Annotated in this window: 21 protein-coding genes; 13 read left to right on the forward strand and 8 right to left on the reverse strand. The window is 67.3% G+C overall.

What is annotated here, in order from left to right:
• Window positions 1-47: 47 nt before the first annotated feature.
• The 9 genes from CAL26_RS28355 (at window position 48) to CAL26_RS15320 (ending at window position 9,518) form a co-directional block, all read left to right on the forward strand.
• Complete coding sequence (locus CAL26_RS28355; protein WP_179283371.1) at window positions 48-323, forward strand: biotin--protein ligase; 276 nt, start codon at window positions 48-50, stop codon at window positions 321-323.
• Window positions 320-1,096, forward strand: coding sequence for a lipoate--protein ligase family protein (locus CAL26_RS15285; RefSeq protein WP_179283372.1), 777 nt, complete (start codon window positions 320-322; stop codon window positions 1,094-1,096). Before CAL26_RS28355 ends, CAL26_RS15285 begins: the two co-directional genes overlap by 4 nt.
• A 137-nt stretch (window positions 1,097-1,233) precedes the next feature.
• A complete protein-coding gene (locus CAL26_RS15290) occupies window positions 1,234-2,001 on the forward strand; it encodes an RsiV family protein (protein ID WP_094847729.1) in 768 nt (255 codons plus the stop codon).
• A 238-nt stretch (window positions 2,002-2,239) separates the two neighbouring features.
• Window positions 2,240-3,667: an aldehyde dehydrogenase family protein gene (locus CAL26_RS15295; protein WP_094847730.1), complete on the forward strand. Its 1,428-nt coding sequence runs from the start codon at window positions 2,240-2,242 to the stop codon at window positions 3,665-3,667.
• A 1-nt stretch (window position 3,668) separates the two neighbouring features.
• Window positions 3,669-4,589 (forward strand): alpha/beta hydrolase, encoded by a 921-nt coding sequence (locus CAL26_RS15300; RefSeq protein ID WP_094847731.1) that lies wholly within the window; start codon window positions 3,669-3,671, stop codon window positions 4,587-4,589.
• A 43-nt stretch (window positions 4,590-4,632) separates the two neighbouring features.
• Entirely contained in the window at window positions 4,633-5,628 is a 996-nt protein-coding gene (locus CAL26_RS15305; RefSeq protein ID WP_094849895.1) for a 4,5-dihydroxyphthalate decarboxylase, read from the forward strand.
• Window positions 5,629-5,659: 31 nt separating this feature from the next.
• The gene (locus CAL26_RS15310; RefSeq protein ID WP_256988453.1) at window positions 5,660-6,541 is read left to right on the forward strand and encodes an FAD binding domain-containing protein; all 882 of its coding nucleotides are present in this window, start codon (window positions 5,660-5,662) and stop codon (window positions 6,539-6,541) included.
• The gene (locus CAL26_RS15315; protein ID WP_094847732.1) at window positions 6,538-7,083 is read left to right on the forward strand and encodes a (2Fe-2S)-binding protein; all 546 of its coding nucleotides are present in this window, start codon (window positions 6,538-6,540) and stop codon (window positions 7,081-7,083) included. Before CAL26_RS15310 ends, CAL26_RS15315 begins: the two co-directional genes overlap by 4 nt.
• Entirely contained in the window at window positions 7,080-9,518 is a 2,439-nt protein-coding gene (locus CAL26_RS15320; RefSeq protein WP_256988454.1) for a xanthine dehydrogenase family protein molybdopterin-binding subunit, read from the forward strand. The genes CAL26_RS15315 and CAL26_RS15320 overlap by 4 nt, the downstream gene beginning before the upstream one ends.
• 51 nt (window positions 9,519-9,569) lie before the next feature.
• Here the strand turns inward: CAL26_RS15320 and CAL26_RS15325 are convergent, their stop codons facing one another.
• On the reverse strand, window positions 9,570-10,262 hold the full coding sequence (locus CAL26_RS15325) for a CoxG family protein (protein WP_094847733.1): 693 nt from the start codon (window positions 10,260-10,262) through the stop codon (window positions 9,570-9,572).
• Window positions 10,263-10,486: 224 nt separating this feature from the next.
• Between CAL26_RS15325 and CAL26_RS15330 the strand changes: the two genes are divergently transcribed.
• Genes CAL26_RS15330 through CAL26_RS15345 form a run of 4 tightly spaced genes read left to right on the forward strand, consistent with a single transcriptional unit; the run spans window position 10,487 to window position 14,006 of the window.
• Window positions 10,487-11,476 carry an ABC transporter substrate-binding protein gene (locus CAL26_RS15330; protein ID WP_094847734.1) on the forward strand — a complete coding sequence of 330 codons (990 nt, stop codon included), beginning with the start codon at window positions 10,487-10,489 and terminating at the stop codon, window positions 11,474-11,476.
• A gap of 1 nt (window position 11,477) precedes the next feature.
• Complete coding sequence (locus CAL26_RS15335) at window positions 11,478-12,365, forward strand: ABC transporter ATP-binding protein (protein WP_094847735.1); 888 nt, start codon at window positions 11,478-11,480, stop codon at window positions 12,363-12,365.
• Window positions 12,362-13,189, forward strand: coding sequence for an ABC transporter permease (locus CAL26_RS15340; protein ID WP_094847736.1), 828 nt, complete (start codon window positions 12,362-12,364; stop codon window positions 13,187-13,189). Before CAL26_RS15335 ends, CAL26_RS15340 begins: the two co-directional genes overlap by 4 nt.
• On the forward strand, window positions 13,182-14,006 hold the full coding sequence (locus CAL26_RS15345; RefSeq protein ID WP_256988456.1) for an aspartate dehydrogenase: 825 nt from the start codon (window positions 13,182-13,184) through the stop codon (window positions 14,004-14,006). Before CAL26_RS15340 ends, CAL26_RS15345 begins: the two co-directional genes overlap by 8 nt.
• 15 nt (window positions 14,007-14,021) lie before the next feature.
• On the opposite strand, the gene CAL26_RS15350 is transcribed toward CAL26_RS15345, so the two are convergent.
• The 7 genes from CAL26_RS15350 to CAL26_RS15380 form a co-directional block, all read right to left on the reverse strand.
• On the reverse strand, window positions 14,022-14,747 hold the full coding sequence (locus tag CAL26_RS15350) for a TetR/AcrR family transcriptional regulator (protein ID WP_094847737.1): 726 nt from the start codon (window positions 14,745-14,747) through the stop codon (window positions 14,022-14,024).
• Window positions 14,748-14,941: 194 nt separating this feature from the next.
• Entirely contained in the window at window positions 14,942-15,481 is a 540-nt protein-coding gene (locus CAL26_RS15355; protein WP_094847738.1) for a cupin domain-containing protein, read from the reverse strand.
• A gap of 336 nt (window positions 15,482-15,817) precedes the next feature.
• Window positions 15,818-17,107, reverse strand: coding sequence for a Glu/Leu/Phe/Val family dehydrogenase (locus tag CAL26_RS15360; RefSeq protein WP_094847739.1), 1,290 nt, complete (start codon window positions 17,105-17,107; stop codon window positions 15,818-15,820).
• A gap of 151 nt (window positions 17,108-17,258) precedes the next feature.
• Window positions 17,259-17,966 carry an ABC transporter ATP-binding protein gene (locus CAL26_RS15365; protein WP_094847740.1) on the reverse strand — a complete coding sequence of 236 codons (708 nt, stop codon included), beginning with the start codon at window positions 17,964-17,966 and terminating at the stop codon, window positions 17,259-17,261.
• Between the two features lie 4 nt (window positions 17,967-17,970).
• Window positions 17,971-18,693: an ABC transporter ATP-binding protein gene (locus tag CAL26_RS15370; protein WP_094847741.1), complete on the reverse strand. Its 723-nt coding sequence runs from the start codon at window positions 18,691-18,693 to the stop codon at window positions 17,971-17,973.
• On the reverse strand, window positions 18,680-19,654 hold the full coding sequence (locus tag CAL26_RS15375) for a branched-chain amino acid ABC transporter permease (RefSeq protein ID WP_094847742.1): 975 nt from the start codon (window positions 19,652-19,654) through the stop codon (window positions 18,680-18,682). Before CAL26_RS15375 ends, CAL26_RS15370 begins: the two co-directional genes overlap by 14 nt.
• 25 nt (window positions 19,655-19,679) lie before the next feature.
• Complete coding sequence (locus tag CAL26_RS15380) at window positions 19,680-20,531, reverse strand: branched-chain amino acid ABC transporter permease (RefSeq protein ID WP_094847743.1); 852 nt, start codon at window positions 20,529-20,531, stop codon at window positions 19,680-19,682.
• Between the last annotated feature and the right edge of the window lie 51 nt (window positions 20,532-20,582).

Here is a 20,582-nt window from a genome sequence, read left to right on the forward strand (position 1 = left end):
CACGCGTCGTCGCCACGGCGGACGGCGCTCGTTGCGAGGAATCTCCCATGCATGGCGAATACAAGGTGCCCGGCGGCAAGCTCGTCGTGGCCGATGTGCAAGTCGACGGCGATGCGCTGTCCCAGGTCAGCATCAGCGGCGACTTTTTCCTGGAACCGCCCGAGGCGCTGGCGGAGATCGACCGGGCCTTGACCGGTCTGTCCGCCGGCGCCAGCGAGGCGGAAATCGCGCTGGCCGTGGCGCTGGCCCTGCCACGCGGCACGGAAATGTTCGGGTTCACGCCGGAAGCGGTGGCCGTGGCGGTACGGAGGGCGCTGGCATGACACGCACGGACTGGCGCGACCACGATTGGCAGCTGATCCGGGAAGGCCCGCGCACGCCCCTGCAGCACATGGCGCTGGACGCCGTGCTCTGCGACGAGGTCGCGGCCGGACGCCGTCCCCCTACCCTGCGGTTCTGGGAATGGGCCGCGCGCGCCGTGGTGATCGGCCGCTTCCAATCGCTGAAGAACGAAGTGGATCCTGAAGGCGCGCGCCGCCACGACGTACAGGTCGTGCGCCGGGTGAGCGGCGGCGGCGCGATGTTCGTGGAGCCGGGCAACACCATCACGTATTCGATCTACGCGCCGCTGTCGCTGGTCCAGGGCATGAGCTTTCAGGAGTCCTATGCCTTCCTGGACCAATGGACGCTGGAAGCGCTGCAGTCGCTGGGCATCAAGGCCTGGTACCAGCCCTTGAACGACATCACGTCCGAGGGCGGCAAGATCGGCGGCGCGGCCCAGGCGCGGCGCGGGCAGGCGGTGCTGCACCACGTCACCATGGCGTACGACATCGACGCCGACAAGATGGTGCAGGTCCTGCGCATCGGGCGTGAGAAGCTGTCCGATAAAGGCACGACCAGCGCGAAGAAGCGCGTTGATCCGCTCTTGACCCAGACCGGCATGCCCAGGGAACAGATCATCGACCGGATGATCCAAGTCTTCCAGGAACGGCACGGCCTGCGCCCCGGCGCGATCACCGACGCCGAACTCGCCGAAGCCGACCGCCAGGCCCGCGAGCGTTTCGCCAGCCAGGACTGGCTGACGCAGGTGCCATGAAACGTCCCGCCGCGTATAGATCCACCGGAGCCATGATGTCCTTTCCGAGTCCCGCCACCCCCGTCCAACGAAACGCAACGCCGGCAAGGCGGGTCCGGCCCTGGACCGCGCGCGCGGCGCGCGGCGCCGCGGGCGGCATGATGGCGTGCGCGCTGGCGCTGCTGGCGGCCTGCGGCAGTTCGCCCCCCGCGGACATCAGCCTGGCGTCGGCGAACGCCCCGGCCGCCGATGCCGGCGACGTGAAGGTCGAGAGCGTGAAATGGACCAGGACCAAACCGGGTTGCCGTGGCGAATGCCCGAAGATCGAGGTCGACTCCGTCGCCTTTCCGGGCATTCCCAAGCTGACGGCCCTGGTTGACCACGTGCTGGCCTACATGACCGGCCTGGACCGCAACCGCCGCGGGCAGTACGAAACGCTGAACGAATACGCGCAGTATTTCTTCCAGACGGCCCAGCCGCGCGACGAGACCTGGTTCAAGGCCAGCGTCAAGGATACGGTCGGCGACATCATCGCCATCGAGCTGCATACCGGCCAATACGTGACCGGCGCGGCCCATCCCATCCCGGCCACGCAATACATGAATTGGGAGCGCGGCAAGGGACGGGTGCTCGCCCTGGGCGAAGCCATCCTGCCGGGCCGCGGCCCGCAATACGTCGAGGCGCTGAAAGCCGCGCACGCCCGCTGGCTGAAGACCAACGACGACTACAAGCGCGATCCGGCCGCCTACGACAAGATGTGGCCTTACGAACCCACGGACAACTTCGCGCTGACGCGGGACGGCATGGTGGTCAAGTACGACGCCTATTCGATCGCGCCCTACTCCTACGGCGAACCCGAACTGCTGATTCCCTACAAGGACCTGGTCGGCATCCTGCGGCCGGAGTTCATCCCCACGCGGAACTGAACGCGGGCGGCGCCGGCCGCCGCCTGGGTTTATTGACTATCTGGTCACCTTATCCGCGCCGGGCGCAACTTCCCCGGGCGGCGCCATCGCGCGCGGGCGCATTCCTGTAACGACAAAGGGTTTCCAGACCCTAGGGTAATCCCTTTCCCACCTTGACATCATTGACCAACTAGTTAAACATTCGAGCCCATAGACAGACGCCCGCGAGCGGCGTCCAGACACATGGCAAGGGGTTCGGGTGGCCAAGATCCAGAGTTATATCCACGGCGCGAGCGTGGACCATGCGGGCGATGTCCTGCCCTTCGTTTCTCCCATCGATTCGTCATCCGTCGGCGACCTGATCGACGCCCCGGCCGACGTCGTCGCGCGCGCCGTGGGCGACGCGGCCCAGGCCTTCCAGGCCGCCCGCAAGCTGCCCGCCGCCGACCGCCTGAGCTGGCTGTCCAAGGCCGCGGAAGCGATCGAGGCCCATGCCGCCGAACTCGTCTCGCTGATCATCCGCGATATCGGCAAGCCGCGTCGGGCCGCCACCTTCGAGGTCGGCCGCGCCGCCCAGTTCATCCGCGCCACCGTGGCGCAGGCCCAGACCTTCGGCGGCGAATCCCTGCCGCTCGATGTCACGCAGGCCGGCGCCGGCCGCATCGGCCTGACGCGGCGGGTGCCTTATGGCGTGGTCGCCGCCATCACGCCCTTCAACGCGCCCATCAACCTGCTCATACAGAAAGTGGCCCCTGCCCTGGCCGTGGGCAACGCGGTCGTGGTCAAGCCGCATCCGGCCGGTACGCGCGTCGCGCTCAAGGTGGCCGAACTGTTCATCCAGGCGGGCCTGCCCCCGGGACTGTTCAACGTGGTGACCGGCGACCGCGGGCCTGCCCTGGCCCTGGCGGGCGCGCAGGAAGTGTCGGTGGTCACTTTCACGGGCGGTACGCGTGCTGGCGAAGCCTTGATCCGCGCCGCCGGGGCGCGCAAGTTCGTCGCCGAACTGGGTTCGAACGCCGCCAACGTCGTGCTGGATGACGCCGACCTGGCGGACGCCGCCACCCGCATAGCAGCCGCCGGCTTCGAAGCCAGCGGCCAGCAGTGCGTGTCCGCCCAGCGCGTCATCGTCGCGGCCAGCGTGTACGAGGAATTCCTGGCGCATTTCGTCAAGGCCGCCGCCGCGCTGCGCGCGGGCGATCCGGACGATGCCAAGGCCGACCTGGGCCCCATGGTGTCCCTGGCCCAGGCCGATCGCGTCATGGCCATGGCGCGCGATGCCGTCGCCCATGGCGGCCGTTATGCGCTGGAACCGCGCCAGGATGGCTGCATGGTCACCCCGGGCATCCTGGTCGACGTCCCGCGTCGCGCCAGCCTGTGGTGCGACGAGGTATTCGGCCCGCTGGTCGTCGTCGAACGCGCCGCCGATGTCGAAGAAGCCCTGCGGCTGGCCAACGATTCCCCCTTCGGCCTGCAGGGTGCGGTGTTCACCCGCGACATCGCGCGGGCGCTGCGCTTCGCCGACGATTTCGACGTCGGATCGATGTGGGTCAACGAAGCCAGCCGCTTCCGGCTGGACACCTACCCCTTTGGCGGCGTCAAGCAATCGGGCTTCGGCCGCGAAGGCGTGCGCTATGCGATGGAAGAGCTTTCGCAGATGAAGTTCATCGGCATCCGGCCGGTCGCCTGACATGGAACAGGCCCCGCCCATCCCCGACTCCCTGCGCCAGCTGCTGGCCGACATCGGCCCGCGCTGGGGCCAGGACGTCGCCGCCAATGTGCGCCGCATGGTCGACGCCTACAGCCCCATCCTGGCGGCCGCGCCCAAGCACGGGGTGGAGGTCGTGCGCAGCCTGGCCTACGGCCAGGACGAACGCCAGGTACTGGACATCTACACCCCCGGACACGCGGGATCGCGCCCTGTGGTGCTGTTTTTGCACGGCGGCGCATTCGTCGACGGCCATCGCGACCGCAGCCCGGAAGTCTATGCCAACGTGCTGTACTACTTTGCGCGCCAGGGCTGCGTGGGCGTCAATATGGAATACCGCCTGGCGCCCGCGCATACCTACCCCAGCGGCACGCAGGACGTGGCCGGGGCGGTCGCCTGGGTGCGGGAAAACATCGGCCGATACGGCGGCGACCCGCGGCAGGTCTACCTGATGGGACATTCGGCCGGCGCGGCGCACGCGGCGTCGTATGCCTACGACGGCCGGCACCAGCCGGCGGACGGCCATGGCCTGGCCGGCCTGATCGTCGTCAGCGGCCGGGTGCGCGCGGAAAACATCGCCGAGAATCCCAATGCCCGCAAGGTCGAAGCCTATTACGGCACCGATGCGGCGCGCTACGACGACGTATCGGCCGTAACCCATGCCGGCGCGCACAGCCCGCCCACCATGGTGGCCTACGCGGAATACGAGAATCCCCTGATCGACCTGTACTGCCTGGAGCTGGCGAACCGGCTGGCCGCCGCCAAGCGCCAGTCGCCGCGCATGGCCTATGCGCGCGGCCACAACCATACGTCCATCATCGCGCACTTTAATACCGGCGAGGACTGGCTGGGCAGGGAAATCATGGCCTTCATCCAAGACTGCGCGCGCCAGACGCTACGCTAGCCGGCGCCCGCCCCCCTTCCACCTGTTCGGTATCTGGAGATCCATCGTGGCTAAATTGCAGTTGAGTCTGGGCGTGTGCGACTACGATCGCACGCGGGCGGTGCTGGACGGTCGCGCGCCTGTCGAAGGCTGCGACATCATCGGCGTGCCGGTCGAGCCGGAAGAAGCCTTCCACCGCGCCTTCCGCTTCCAGGAGTTCGACATCACCGAGATGTCCCTGAGCAGCCACACCATGATGACCTCGCGCGGGCAGAACGAGTACGTGGCGATCCCCGCCTTCGTCTCGCGGCTGTTCCGCCATTCCGGCGTGTATGTCCGCACGGACCGCGGCATCCGCAACGGCGCCGACCTGGCCGGCAAGAAGATCGGCCTGCCCGAATACCAGATCACCGCCAACGTGTGGATACGCGGCATCCTGCAGGATGACTTCGGCTTGAAGCCGGCCGCGGTCCACTGGCGCCGCGGCGGCCTGGAAGATGCCGGCCGCGGCGAACGCGCGCCCATCAAGCTGCCCGACGATATCGACCTGCAGCAGATTCCCGACGACAAGACGTTGTCGGGCATGCTGGAAACCGGCGAGCTGGACGGCCTGATCAGCGCGCGGGCGCCTTCCTGTTTCCTGAAAGGGGCGCCCAATGTCGACCGGCTGTTCCCCAACTACCGGGAGACCGAGGCCGACTATTTCCGGCGTACCGGGATCTTCCCGACCATGCACGTGATCGGCGTGCGCCGGTCGCTGGTCGAGCAGCATCCCTGGCTGCCGGTCAGCATCTTCAAGGCCTTCATCAAGGCCAAGGAATTCGCGATGTACGAACTGGGCCAGATCGGCCACCTGTTCAACAGCCTGCCCTGGGGCGTGGCCGAATTCGATGACGCGCGCAAGCTGATGGGCGAGGACTATTGGAGCTACGGCTACGAGGCCAACAAGCACGTGCTGGAAACCTTCACGCGCTACCACCACGAACAAGGCCTGTCGGCGCGCAAGGTGGCGCCCGAGGAACTGTTCGCAGTATCGTCGCTGGACCTGACCAAGATCTAGCGTCCTTCCACATGCCTAGCCAGGGATCGAAGTGAAGCCCGCGCCTTTCAACCTGCACCTGCCCGGCACGGTGCAGGACACGCTGAGACTGCTTGCCGGTTCATCCAACGCCCGCGTGATCGCCGGCGGCCAGTCGTTGATGCCCATGCTGAACCTGCGCCTGGCCATGCCGGACGACGTCATCGACCTGAACGGCGTCGAAGGACTCAGCTATATCCGCCAGGAAGGCCAGGACATCGCCATCGGCGCCATGACGCGCCAGCGCGACCTGGAGTTTTCGGCGCTGGTGCGCGAACGCCTGCCGGTCCTGCACGCCGCCATCCTGAACGTCGGCCATCGGCAGACGCGCAACCGCGGCACCATCGGCGGCAGCCTGTGCCACATGGACCCGTCGGCCGAGCTGCCCACGATGTGCGTCCTGCTGGACGCGCATATGGTCATCCAGAGCCAGCGCGGACGCCGCGAGGTGCCGGCGCGGGAATTCGGGCTGGGACTGATGACGACCAGCCTGGCGGCGGATGAGCTCCTGACCGAAATCCGCCTGCGGCCATGGCGGCCGGGGCATGGCTGGCATTTCGTCGAGTACGCGCGACGCCATGGCGATTTCGCCGTGGCGTCGGCCAGCGCCCTGGTCGAACGGGACGCCGACGGCAGGCTGACCCGCGCGGCGCTGGCCCTGGGCGGCGTCTGTCCGGCGCCGGTACGCCTGCCGGAAGCGGAACGCCTGCTGGTGGAAGGCAACGGCGATCGCGACGCGCTGCGCGCCGCGGCGGACCAGGCGCGCCTGTGCGACGCGCTGGAAGATCCCGCCTACCCGGCCTGGTATCGCCAGCGGCTGGCGTCGCGCCTGCTGCATGAGGCGATGGAACAGGCCCTGGCGCGCGCCGCCGGCACGCACGGGAGTACCGAATGAACGAAGCGAACCACGAAACAAACCACGCAGCGAACCCCGCCGCGAGCCACGACAGCAGGAACGCGCTGCACCCCATCGTGCTGCGCGTCAACGGCGAAAAGCGCCCGGCCATCGTCGAATCGCGCACCACGCTGGCCGATTGCCTGCGCAACGAACTCGGCCTGACCGGCACGCACCTGGGTTGCGAACATGGCGTGTGCGGCGCCTGTACGGTGCTGGTGGACGGCCACAGCGCCCGCAGTTGCCTGATGCTGGCGCGCCAGGCCGAACGCTACGAACTGCGGACCGTCGAAGCGCTCGAAGAGCAAGGCCGGCTCAATATTTTGCAGCAGGCGTTCCACGACCTGCATGGCCTGCAGTGCGGCTTCTGCACGCCGGGCATCCTGATGACGCTGACCGAGCTGCTGCGCGAGCAGCCGGACGCCGATGAAGCGGCCGTCCGCGACGCGCTGTCCGGCCATCTGTGCCGCTGCACTGGCTATCAGAACATCGTGGCCGCGGCCATGGAAGCGCTGCGCCGCCAGCGAGGACAGTCAGCATGAACCCGATGTACCGCTTCAATGAAAACGCCGGCGGCGCGGGCGATGTGAGCGCCGCCAAGGACGCGCCCGCGACGGATATGCCCGGCGATGCCGCGCGTACGCGGGCCGGCGGCAGGATAGGCGACCGCGTGGAACGCGTCGAGGATGGCCCCTTGCTGCGCGGCAAGGGCAAGTACGTGGGCGACGTCGATATTCCGGGCGGCCTGTACGCGGCCTTCGTGCGCAGCCCGCATGCGCACGCCAGGATACGCGGCATCGACACGGCCGCGGCGCTGCGGCGCGAAGGCGTGGTGGCGGTCATCACGGCGGCCGAGATGGCAAGCTACCTGACCAATCTGCGCATGCCCCTGGGCTTTCCCACGACGGCGCTGCCGGCCGGCATCACGCCGTACGTGCTGACGCCCGACGAGGTCTGCTTCGTCGGCGAAGCCCTGGCGCTGGTCATCGCCACCAGCCGCTATGCGGCCGAGGACGGCGCCGGCGACGTGCAGGTGGATTACGAAACGCTGCCCGCGGTCGGCGACTGCCGCCGGGCCCTGGAGCCGGGGGCGCCGCGCGTGCGCACCGACTTCCCGGACAATGCGCTGACGCGTTTCACCGTCGCCTACGGCGATTGCGACCAGGCGTTCGCGCAGGCCGCGCACGTGTTCCAGGATTCCCTGCATCAACATCGCGGCGGCGCCCACCCGATGGAGGGGCGCGGCGTGGTGGCGGAATACGACGCGCTGCGCGATACGCTCACGGTGTGGTCTTCCACCCAGATGGCGCATGAACTGCAATTCACCCTGGCCGAGCTGCTCGGCCTGGCCGAGACGCGCATCCGCGTGATCGCGCCCGACGTGGGCGGCGGCTTCGGCGCCAAGTTCCTGATCTACCCCGAGGAAATCGCCATCGCGGCGGCCGCGTTCCATCTGCGCCAGCCGGTGAAATGGATAGAAGACCGCGCCGAACACTTCCTGTGCTCGATCCAGGAGCGCGACCAGTACTGGGACGTGGAAGTGGCCGTGGACGCCGATGCCCGCGTGCTGGGGATCCGCGGCCGCATGGTGCACGACCAGGGCGCCTACACGCCCCAGGGCATCAACTGCCCCTACAACGCCGTGACGGGCGTGACCGGGCCCTATGTGGTGCCCAGCTTCCACGTCGACGCCATCGTGGCACAGACCAACAAGGTGTACACCATCCCGGTGCGGGGCGCGGGTTATCCGGAAGGCGCCTTCGTCATGGAACGACTGCTGGACCGTGTCGCGCAGGGGCTGGGACTGGACCGCGCGGAAGTCCGGCGCCGCAACCTGGTCACGGCCGACAAGCTGCCCTACGTGAAGCCGCTCAAGCAGCGGTCGGGCAAGCCCATCACGCTGGATACCGGCGACTATCTGCAAAGCCAGGACACCGTGCTGCGCGCCATCGACTATGCCGGCTTCGCCCGCCGCAAGGCCGAGGCCCGCGCCCAGGGCCGCCATATCGGCATCGGCCTGGCCAATGCCGTCAAGGGCACCGGCCGCGGACCGTTCGAGTCGGCGTCCGTGCGCATATCGGCGACCGGCCACATCAGCGCCGCGACGGGCGCCATGGCGATGGGCCAGGGCCTGCGTACCGCCATGGCCCAGATCGTCGCCGACGTCCTGCACGTGCCCGTCGGCGACGTGAACGTGCTGACCGGCGATACCTCGGCGATCTCCATGGGCATCGGCGGCTTCGCCAGCCGCCAGACGGTGACGGGCGGCTCGTCGATGCTGCTGGCCGCGCGGCAGGTCGAGAAAAAGGCGCGCAAGGTCGCCGCCCACGTCCTGAAGGTCGACGAGCAGGACCTGGAGCTGCTGGACGGCAAGGTGCGGCTGCGCGGCCAGCCCGAGAAATTCGTCACGCTGGCGCAGATCGCGCGCACGCTGCGCGGGATACCCGGCTACGACCTGCCGCCCGATACCGGCGCGGGGCTGGAAGCGACGGTGTGCTGGGAGCCCGACGCCATGACCTACGCCAACGCCTGCCACGCCTGCGAAGTCGAGGTCGACCCCGATACCGGCAACGTGGCCATCCTGCGCTACGTCGCGCTGCAGGACTGCGGGCGGCTGATCAATCCCTTGATCGTCGAAGGCCAGATACACGGCGGCATCGTGCATGGCATCGGGAATGCCTTGTTCGAATACATGCGCTATGACGACAATGCCCAGCCGCTGACGACGACCTTCGCCGATTACCTGCTGCCCACGTCCACCGAGATTCCGCACCTGGAGCTGATCTTCACGCAAAGCCCCACGGACGCCAATCCGCTGGGCGTGAAGGGCGTGGGCGAAGTCGGCACCATTCCGGTGACGTCCGCCATCGCGTCGGCCATCGACGATGCGCTCTCCGATTTCGGCGTCCACGTGACGGCGATACCGGTCGATCCCGTACGACTGGTGCGGCAGATGGATGAGGCAGCCGCCGCCTGAGGGCGGCCGGCAGGCGGGCGCGCCGCGCCGGGATCGCGTCCCGGCCGGCGCTCAATGCGCGCCGACGATGTAGCCGATCGCCAGGCAGGCCACGGCGATCGCGGCGACCGCGATGGTCTGCCAGACCCGCAGTTCCTTGTAGATATTCCGGGGGGGCAGTCCGGCAGCGGCGCTGTCCTGCCCGTCCTGGCCGGCCAGGACGGCCACGGGCAGCGCCCGTGCCGCCGCTTGCGGCGCCGGGGCGGCGCGCGCCGGCGCGTGGGCCGGCGCGGCGCCATCGGTCACGCCAGCGGCCGGTCCGAAACTGCCCTTGAAGCGCGCGAAGAATTCCGCGGCCATCCGCTTGGCCACGCCATCGATCAGCCGCGACCCGACCTGGGCCAGCTTGCCGGAAACCTCGGCGCTGGCCGTGTAGGTCAGGTGGGTGGCGGGCGATCCGGCATCGTCGTCGGGCGCCAGTGCGACCGATGCCTGTCCCTTGCCGAAGCCCGCGGCGCCGCCCGAACCTTCGAAAGACAAGGCGTAGCCCCGTGGCGGATCGCTGTCATGGATGGCCAGCCGTCCCTGGAAACGCGCCTTGACCGGCCCCACCGCCGCCAGCATGCTGATGCGGTATTCGTTGTCGCCCTGCCGTTCTATCGATTCGCAGCCCGGGATACAGGCCTTCAGTACCTGGGGGTCGTTCAGCGCCGCCCAGACCGCATCCCGAGGGGCGGGAATGCGTTGTTCGCCGGTCATCTCCATTGCAGCCTACTCCGGGGGTTCCTGGAAGCCGAGAACTCTAAATTACCTTGACCGTACAGTCAATAAAACCCCTTGCCCTAGCAGGCATTGTGCGCCGCTCTCAGGGTAAACACTGCATGGCAAGCCGGCTTTTGATCTTGTGTTGATTAACCATGTAGTCAATAATTTCAACACCGCCGCGGGTTCAGGGGCGGCCAAGTTCATATCGATATCACGAGGGGTATATGAAAACCGCAACCTTCCTGCAGCGCGCCCTGTTGAGCGCGGCGATCTGCGTGGGCGTGGCGTCCGGCGGCAGCGCCGCGGCTGCCGAGAAACTCAAGATCGTCTTCCCGACCTCGTCCGCCACGCTGGCCCTGCCCTATCTCGTGGCGCAGAAGAAAGGCTGGCTGGACGCGGAAGCCATCCAGGTCAGCGGCGATTCCAATGCCGTGCGCGCCTTGCTCGCGGGCACCGGCGACGTCGCCATCGTCGGCGCCTTCAACGCCTTCGCCGCCGCTGGCGAAGGCGCCAAGTTCAAGGCCATCGGCACCTGGCAAGGCATCAACGACTATGAACTCGTGGTGTCCAGCGACATCAACACCATGAAGGACGTCGAAGGCAAGATCTTCGCGGGCACGGGGCCCGGCGGCCCGCCGGAGGAATTCGGCAAGCTGTTGTTCCGCAAGAACGGCGTGGACGTCTCCAAGGTGCGTTTCATCGCCGTTTCCGGCGGGCACGCCAACATCGTCCAGGCCCTGATGGCGGGACGCGCATCGGCGGGCATGGTCAATACCCTGAGCGCCGTCACCGGCGTGCGGACCGGCAAGATCAAGATCCTGGTCAGCATGGGCTCGGCCTATCCGCAGATCGGCTATGTCTACAACCTGGTGCGCAACGATCGCATCGACGATCCGGCGCTCAAGCCCAAGCTGCAACAGCTGACGCTGGCTGGCATCAAGGCGTCCCGCTACATCATGGATCATCCCGACGAGGCCGTGCAGATCCTGGTGGAACGCTACCCGGACCTGGACAAGGGCCTGGCGACCGACGTCGTGCAGGAGCTGAACCGCAACAAGGTGTGGGGCGTGAACGGCGGCATTTCCAAGGAACAGGTTGCGGCCACCCTGGACATCTTCAAGAGCACCGGCATGCTCAAGGCGGACGTCGATCCCGCGCAGTTGTTCGATTACCGCTTCATCGATGCCGCGCTGAAGGAAGTCGGGGGTAAATGACATGGGTAGCCTTTCCATGCTGAAGACCGCCGGCGCCACCATGTTCACCGGCAGCGCGGCGGTCACCGCCGGCAGCGCCGCCGCGCCCATGCCCGCGCCCGGCGCGCCCATGGTCGACATCCGCGGCCTGAGCAAGTTCTATTTCGTGCGCGACACCGAGAATGGCGGCGAACCGCGCCGCATCGTCGCGCTGGACAAGGTCGACGCGACCATCGCGCGCGGCGAGTTCATCTCGCTGCTGGGGCCCAGCGGCTGCGGCAAGACCACCCTGCTGCGCATCGCCGCCGGCCTCACGCAATGGGCCGAAGGCTCCATCTCCATCGGCGGACAGCCGGTGAACGGGCCGCGCAAGGACGCCTGTATGGTGTTCCAGCATTTCGGCCTGCTGCCCTGGCGCAGCGTCATCGCCAACGTCGGCTTTCCGCTGGAGCTGGATGGCGTGTCGCTCAAGGAACGCACCGAACGCGGCATGGAGCTGCTCAAGCTGGTGGGACTGACGAAGTATGCGTCGCACTATCCCCATGAGTTGTCGGGCGGCATGCAGCAGCGGGTGGCCATCGCGCGCGCGCTGATGCGCCAGCCCAAGGTGCTGTTCATGGACGAGCCCTTCGGCGCGCTAGACGCGCAGACCCGCGAGAAGCTGCAGGAAGACTTCCTGAAGATCTGGGCCAACATCGGCACCACCGTCATGTTCGTCACCCACAGCATCGATGAAGCCCTGGTCCTGTCGGACCGCATCTTCGTGTTCACGCCCAGCCCCGGGCGGCTGAAGGCCATCGTCGATTCGCCCCTGAAGGATGAACGGCTGGGCGGCGACCCGCGCGCCCATCGCGCCTATGGCGACGCACGCCACGAATTGCGCAGCATGTTGATGGAGAGTCCGCAATGAGTTCCGCCGCAACCGCATCCAAGCCTTCCGCCGCGGAAACGCGCCCGGCCGGCCCGAAATGGTGGGTCTCGCATCCGAACATCGTCCGCTGCCTGTCGGTGGCGGTTTTCCTGCTGCTGTGGGAATACTTCGGACGCAAGATCGACCCGCTGTTCCTGGCGCCGCCCAGCCGCATCTTCGCGGCCGCCGTCGAGCTGACCAACAGCGGCGAACTGGGCCGCGCGCTGATGGCGACGCTGTATCCGTTCGTCATCGGCATGGCCATCAGCGTGGTGGCGGGCGTGATGCTGGGCATCGCCATGGCGCAGTCGCGGCTGTTCGAGTACATCATCGATCCGTTCGTCAATGCCTTCTACGCCATCCCGCGTATCGCCCTGGTGCCGCTGATCATGCTGTGGGCGGGCCTGGATACCACCGGCAAGATCGTGATCCTGGTGTCCAACGCGATTTTCCCGGTGATCATCAACACCTATGCCGGGATCCGCGACGTGCGCGGCTCCATACTGGAAGTGGGCAAGGCCTATGGCGCCACGCGGCCGCAGATCTTCTTCAAGATCCTGCTGCCGTCGGCCGTGCCCTTCATCATGACCGGCATCCGCCTGACCGTGGGCCAGGCCATCATCGGCATCATCGTCGCCGAGTTCCTGACCGCGCAGACGGGCCTGGGCGGCATGATCGTGTACTACGCGAACCTGTTCGCCACCGCCAAGCTGTTCGTTCCCATCATCGTCATCGGCGTGCTGGGCGTGGCGCTGACCGAGCTGGTGCAGCTGATCGAGCGGCGCTTCTCGCGCTGGCGCAAGCTGGAGCAGGACCGTGGGTAGCCGCGGCGACGGCCGCGGGCCGCGCCGCATCGCCCTGATCGGCTTCGGCGCGATGGGCGGCCACGTCCACCGCGCCCTGGCTGGCGACGATCGCCTGCGCATCACCGACGTGATCGTGCCGCCCGAACTGGTCGACGCGACGCAGGCGCGGCTGCAGGGCCAGGCGCGCGTCGTCGGCAAGGTCGACGACATCGATACGCCGCTGGATTTCGCACTGGAATGCGCGGGACACCAGGCCGTTACCGGCACCGTTCCGCGGTTCCTGGCGCGCGGCGTGGACGTCATCGTCGCCTCGGTGGGCGCGCTCAGCCAGGACGGCCTGGTCGACGCGCTGGAAGCGGCGGCCCTGCAAGGCGGTGCGCAACTGACGCTGGTGCCCGGCGCGGTGGCCGGCATCGACGCCCTGGCGGCGGCGCGCCAGCAGGGCCTGGAATCCGTCGAATACATCGGCCGCAAGGCGCCCGCGGGCTGGCGCGGCACGGCGGCGGAACAGAAGCTGGACCTGGACGCGCTGGCCAGGCCCACGGTGTTCTTCGAAGGCACGGCGCGCGAGGCCGCGGCGCTTTATCCCAAGAACGCCAACGTGGCCGCCATGGTCGGCCTGGCCGGCATCGGCCTGGACCGTACGCGCGTGACGCTGGTGGCCGATCCCGCCGCGCAGCGCAACAACCATCGCATCATCGCGCGGGGCGAGTTCGGCGACCTCGACATCCAGACGGCCGGCGTCACCCTGCCGGACAATCCCAAGACCTCGATGCTGGCGGCGCTGTCCATCGTGCGCGCCGTGCGCAACCGCGTGGCCGGCGTGGTGATCTGAGCAGGTGTATGCCGTTCAGGCCGTCGCGGCCTGGACGGCGCCGTCACCCGCCGCATCGGCGGCGTCGGGCCGCAGATAACGCAGCACCATCTCGGCAGCGTGATCCAGGCGCTGCTTGATACGCTGCGCCGTCATCAGCCGCTGGCCGAAGATGGCCTCGAAGGTGTAGCGGTTGCTGACGTAGTGCGCGGTCAGCGAGGTGATCGAGATATACAGGTCGACCGCGTCGATGTTTTCGCGGAACTGGCCTTCGTGCTGCCCCCGCTGCAGCAGGTCGCGTATGGTGTCCAGCAGCGGGTTGTACATCTCGCGGATCGCCGCGGACGTGACGATGTGCTTGCCCTGGTTCAGGTTTTCGCTGGACAGGATGCGCTGGAATTCGGGAAAGCGCACCCATACCTGCCCCGTGAACACGACCAGCCGCCGCATGCCGTTGACCGGATCCATGCCGCGGATCTGCAGATCCTTCTGCCGCGAACGTATGGAATCGTAGGTGTATTCCAGCACCGCTGTGAACAGGTCGTCCTTGTTGCCGAAGTGGTGGTACAGGACGTTCTTGTTGATGCCGGCGCGCAGCGCGATCTCGTCGACCCGGCCGCCGTCGTAGCCCTTGCTGGAAAACTCCGCCAGCGCGGCCTGGATGATGGTTTCTCGCGTCTTGCGCGAGCTTTCACGGCGCACCACCGGCCGCGTCTTGTCGCGCGGCGGGCGTGCCTCGGTCGGTGCGTCTTGGGAGCTCATGTCGGCGTCGTGGTGATCTTGTTCGGTGGCCTGGCGGCATGGGATTGCTTACGACTCCCATGTGCCCGACGGGTGGCTCACGCAGGGCCTGCACGGACCTTGGGATAGCGCGGTCGTGCGGCCAGACGGGCGGCGTCGACGCGGGCATCGACGTGCCGCCATTCTAGACGAGAATGCGATCCGGCCCGCCCCGGTCAGGACAGGTGGGCGGAGTCCAGGTGGGCCGAACGGCGCTTGAACAGCTCGTCGTCGGCATAGCCCATGGTCTCCGGGCGGGCACGGCCCAGCATGACCTGGAAGTACACCGGCTCCAGGCTGCGGTTCTCGTAGCCGTGGATGACGCCGGGAGGACACGCGATGCATTCCCACGGGCCCAGGCGCGTCCAGCGCGGTTCGCCGCCCTCTTCCTGGATGAAGACATCCAGGAACCCCTGCAGCACGAAGAACACTTCCTCGACCTCATGGGTATGGGCAGCGTTGCCCTGCCCCGGGTTGACGAACATGATGCTGAGCGTGAAGCCACGCGCCGGGATCACCGTGGTATCGCCGACCTTGCCCGACCCGCCGGCGCCGATGAAGCGGTGCTGGGCACGCTTGTAGCCTTCGATCTTGGCGTCTTCGAACGCATTCCAATCCGGCACGCGGTTGGAGAAGCGCGCGATGTACTTCTGCTCGATTTCTTCGAGCGTGGCGGTGGCCAGTTCGGGGGGCCGCGGATGACGGGCGATTGCCATTACTTGGACTCCATGGTCGGTTTCTTCCTGGCCGCGACAGCGGCTCCGGCATGGCGACCAGATTAATTAAAATTGACTAGATAGTCAATTTCATAAGGCCAAAGTTGGCTTCGGGCGACGCCGTTTCAGGGGATGATACGGGATATCCCCTAGGGAGGTCCGCGCAGTCGCCGCGCGGCCGGGGCGATATCGGATAACACAAGATAGACTATCTGGACAGGAAACTCGCCTGGGCTTGATATAAAGCAAAACGGCCAGCGCTGAGGCTGGCCGCTTTGCTGCGAACGATGGGATTCGCTTGGGGCGCCCGGGCGCCAAGTGGGCGCCAGCAGGCGCTCAGGGGTACAGGCCGCGCACCTGGCGCGCCTGCAGGATGCGCGTGCACGCCACGATGAACGCGGCGGTGCGCAGCGTGACCTTGTGTTCGCGCGCGACCTGCGACACGGCGGCATAGGCGTCGCGCATGATGCGCTCCAGGCGGTGGTTGATTTCGTCTTCCGTCCAGAAGAAGCTGGAGAAATCCTGCACCCATTCGAAGTAGCTGACCGTCACGCCGCCGGCGTTGGCGACGACGTCGGGCACGACCAGGATGCCCTTGTCGAACAGGATGTCGTCCGCGTCCGGCGTGGTCGGGCCATTGGCGCCTTCCACCACCACCTTGGCATTGATTCCCGCGGCGTTCGCGGCGTTGATCTGCCCTTCCAGCGCGGCGGGAATCAGGAATTCGGTTTCCAGCTTCCAGAAGTCCGCCGGATCCAGGACCTGGGCTTTCTCGTAGCCGCCCACGCCGCCATTCTGCGAGACGTGCACCAGCAGTTCCGGCACGTCCAGGCCGAACTCGTTATAGATGGTGCCGGTGTGGTCCTGCACCGCGATGATCTTGGCGCCGACGCCGTGGAACAGGCGCGCCGCCGTGCCGCCCACGTTGCCGAAGCCCTGGATGATGACCCGCGCGCCATTGACGTCGAAGCCCTGGTCGCGCGCCGCTTCGCAGGCGACCACGAACACGCCGCGCCCGGTGGCCTCAACCCGGCCCAGGCTGCCGCCCAGGGCCACGGGTTTGCCGGTGACCACGCCGGTGGCCGTCGAACCCTCGTTCATGGAGTAGGTGTCCATCATCCACGCCATGATCTGGGCGTTGGTGTTCACGTCCGGCGCGGGGATGTCCTTGGATGGCCCGATGATGACGCCGATTTCGCTGGTGTAGCGACGGGTGATGCGCTCCAGCTCCGCCTGGGACAGGCCGCGCGGGTCGACCCGTATGCCGCCCTTGGCGCCGCCGTACGGCAGGTTGACCGCCGCGTTCTTGACGGACATCCAGGCCGCCAGGGCCATGACTTCCGACAGGGTGACGTCCTGGTGGAAGCGCACGCCGCCCTTACCCGGCCCACGCGAGGTGTTGTGCTGGACGCGATACCCCTCGAAGTGCGCGATGCGGCCATTGTCCAGCTCCACCGGCACGTCGACGATCAGCGCGCGCTTGGGCCGCTTCAGGGTTTCGACCCAGCGGCCCAGCGCCCCCAGATAGGGCGTGACCCGGTCCACCTGTTGCAGATAGATACCCCAGGGGCCGAGGTCTTCGGGATTTAGGTACGACGGCAAAGCATGGGTAGGCGTTTGTTGCATTCGAACTGCTCCTCACGTGTGGTCGCGCCCATTGTAGACGCAACACAGATCGCCGTCCCCGTTAAATCGATAAACGAATATAAAAGGGACGCATAGGAACGTTTCCCAAAAACAACGTAATTTCAACGCGGCCCCGGTCGGAGCCCTCCGATCACATCCCCAGATAGGCCTGCCGCACCTCGTCGGAAGCAGCCAGCTCGGCCGCTTCGCCCGACAGCGCGACGGCGCCGCTTTGCATGACGTAGGCGCGCGTCGCCACGTCCAGGGCCGCATTCATGTTCTGTTCAACCAGCAGCACCGACAGGCCTTCCTGCTTGTTCAGCGCGGCCAGTGCGTCGAACACCTGCTCTACCAGCAACGGCGACAGGCCGAGGCTGGGTTCGTCGACCAGCAGCAGCCGCGGCCCGCTCATCAGCGCGCGGCCGATGGCCAGCATCTGGCGTTCGCCCCCCGACATGGTGCCGGCGAGCTGCGCGCGGCGCTCCTTCAGCCGCGGGAACACTTCATAGACGTGCTCCAGGCGCTGGCGGTAGACGTCGTCGCTGGGCACGGTATAGGCGCCCAGCCGCAGATTCTGCTCGACGGGCTGGCGGGCGAAGACCCGCGCGCCTTCCGGAATCATCGCGATGCCGCGCTTGACCAGTTTTTCGGGGGGCGTGCCGGTGATCTCCCGGCCCTCGAAGTACACCCGTCCGGAAGCCGGACGCACGGTGCCGACGATGGCCGCCAGCGTGCTGGATTTGCCGGCGCCGTTCGCGCCGAGCAGCGCCGTGATCTCGCCCGGACGCACCTCCAGCGAGATCCCGCGCACCGCCTGCACGCCGCCGTAGGCCACGTGCAGGTCCTCTACCTTGAGCATCGCGTCAGGCACGGTGCTTTCTCCCCAAATAAGCCTCGATCACCGCCGGATCGCGCACGATGTCCTGCGGCGCGCCTTCCGCGATGGTCTGGCCGAAGTTCAGCACCAGGACGCGTTGCGCCAGGCGCATGACGACTTCCAGCACGTGTTCGACGATGATCAGCGTGACCCCGGCGCCATGGATGCGGCGCAGGATTTCGCTGAGCGCAATGGCTTCGGTGGGATTCAGCCCCCCCGCCACCTCGTCCAGCAGGAGCATGCGCGGCTCGGTGGCCAGCGCGCGCGCCAGTTCCACCCGCTTCTGGCCCGCCACGTTCAGGCCGGCCGCCTTGACGTCGGCGCGGTCGGCCAGGCCGACCAGCTCCAGCACTTTCTGCGCGGCCTCGCGCGCATCGTTCAGGCGCGGATGCCGCAGCAGCGCCCCCACCATGGTGTTTTCCAGCACCGTCATCTGGCCGAAGTTGCGCGGGATCTGGTACGTGCGTACCAGCCCCATCGCCGCCACCTGCTCGGGCTTGCGGCCCAGCATGGACTGGCCATTGAAGGTCACCGTGCCGGAGGTCGGCGCGTGATGCCCGACCAGGCCGTTGAACAGCGTGCTCTTGCCGGCGCCATTGGGACCGATGATGGCGACGATCTCGCCCGCCTGCACGTCCAGGCTGATGTCCTTGTTGGCGACCAGCCCGCCAAAGCGTTTGGTCAGTTGTTTGACTTCAAGCAGAGCCACGGCGCCCCCTCAAGGTGATCAGGCCGCCAGGCAGGAACATGGTCACCAGCAATATGGCCAAACCGAATACCAGCAGATCCAGGCCCAGGCCGGAACTGCCCCACATCACACGCGTGCCTTCGGACAGCGGCAGCAGCACGGCGGCCCCTATCCACGGCCCGACCAGCGTGCCCACGCCGCCCAGGATGGCCACCAGCACCACCTGCACCGACATGGTCAGGCTGAAGGTCGATTCCGGATCGATGAAACCGACATACATGGCGAAGAAGCCGCCCCAGGCGCCGGTGACGGCGGCCGACAGCACGAAGGCCAGCATCTTGTAGCGGTCGGCCGGCACGCCCAGGCTGCGCGCGGCGGCTTCGTCGCCGTTGATGGCGCGCCAGTAGAAGCCGGTGCGCGAGTGCACCAGGAAATAGGTCAGCAGGAAGGTCAGCAGCGCCAGCCCCACCGCGATCCAGTAATACGGCGTCTTGGTGCGGAACAGCAGCATCAGCGGGGAATCGCCGATGGGCGCTTCGACACCGACGGCGCCGCCGGCCCAGTCCCAGTTGATCATCAGCAGCAGGCCGATCTGCAGCAGCGCGATCGTCGCCATGGCGAAGTAGTGGCCCGACAGCCGCAGCGTGGGGCCGCCGACCAGCCAGGCCAGCACGGCCGACACCAGCGCGCCCGCCGGTATGCCCAGCAGCGGCGTCACTTTCATGTGATGCAGCAGCAGGATGGTGGTGTAGGCGCCGACGCCGACGAACACCCCGTGCCCGAAGGAGATGCGGCCCAGGAAGCCGCCGACCAGGTTCCAGGCCGCCCCGAGCGCGCCGAACATCAATACCAGCAGCAGCACCTGGATGGTGAACTGGTCCTTGATGAACAGCGGCGCCAGCGCGAACAGCAGCGCCACCGCGAAAGCGGCCACCAGCGGCGCGCGGGAATGCTTCGCCTTGGCGGGCATCGCCGCGGTCATATCCAATTGTTTTACGGGATTCATATCACCACCGCCCGAACAGGCCGCGCGGCCGGTACCAGAGAACCAGAATGAACAGGATGAACACCGACACCGTCTTCAGCGCGGGCGCCACGAAGTAGCCCGTCATCGCCTCGATGATGCCGATCAGGATGCCCGCGATGAAGGCGCCCGGCAGCGAGCCGAAGCCGCCCATGCAGACCGCGACGAAGGCCAGCAGGCCGAACACCGTGCCCACCGACGGGAATACGTAGAAGAAGGTCGTCAGCAGCGCGCCGGCCAGGCCGACCGCGGCGCTGCCCAGCATCCAGACCTGGGCGTTGACGCGGTCCGGCGAAATGCCGACCAGCGCCGCGACCTCGCGGTCTTCCGCCACCGCCTGCAGGGCGTGACCCCAGCGCGTGCGGTAGACCAGGATGAACAGCGCGATCACCATCAGCAACGCGATCAGGCCCGTGACCACCTGCGGCCGTCCGATCGAGATCCCGGCCAGGGTCACGCTGCCGGACACCATCGTGTCGGGCAGGTTGCGGTAGTCCGGCGTGAAGGCGATGAACGCCAGCTGGCGCAGCACCAGGCCCAGCCCGAAGGTGGCCAGGATGATGGCCATCGGCGGTCCCTTCTGCAGCCGCTTGATGATCAGCGCATACGTCAGGAATCCGACGAAACCCAGCAAGATGGCGACCAGCGGTGCCGACAGCGTCGGGTCCACGTGACCCAGCGTAAAGAACCAGTAGGCGGCATACATGGCCAGCATCAGGAATTCGCCATGGGCGAAATTGATGACGTCCGTGATGCCCCAGATCAGCGCCAGGCCCACGGCCACGGCGGCATAGATCAGGCCGTTGAACAGCCCGGCGTAAAGCGCTTCAAACATGCGGGACTCCTGCGGCGGGCCCCAGCGGACCCGCCGCGTCTTGCGTTGCGC

Origin of the sequence: Bordetella genomosp. 9 (genome assembly GCF_002261425.1) — a bacterium.
GTDB lineage: Bacteria > Pseudomonadota > Gammaproteobacteria > Burkholderiales > Burkholderiaceae_B > Bordetella_C.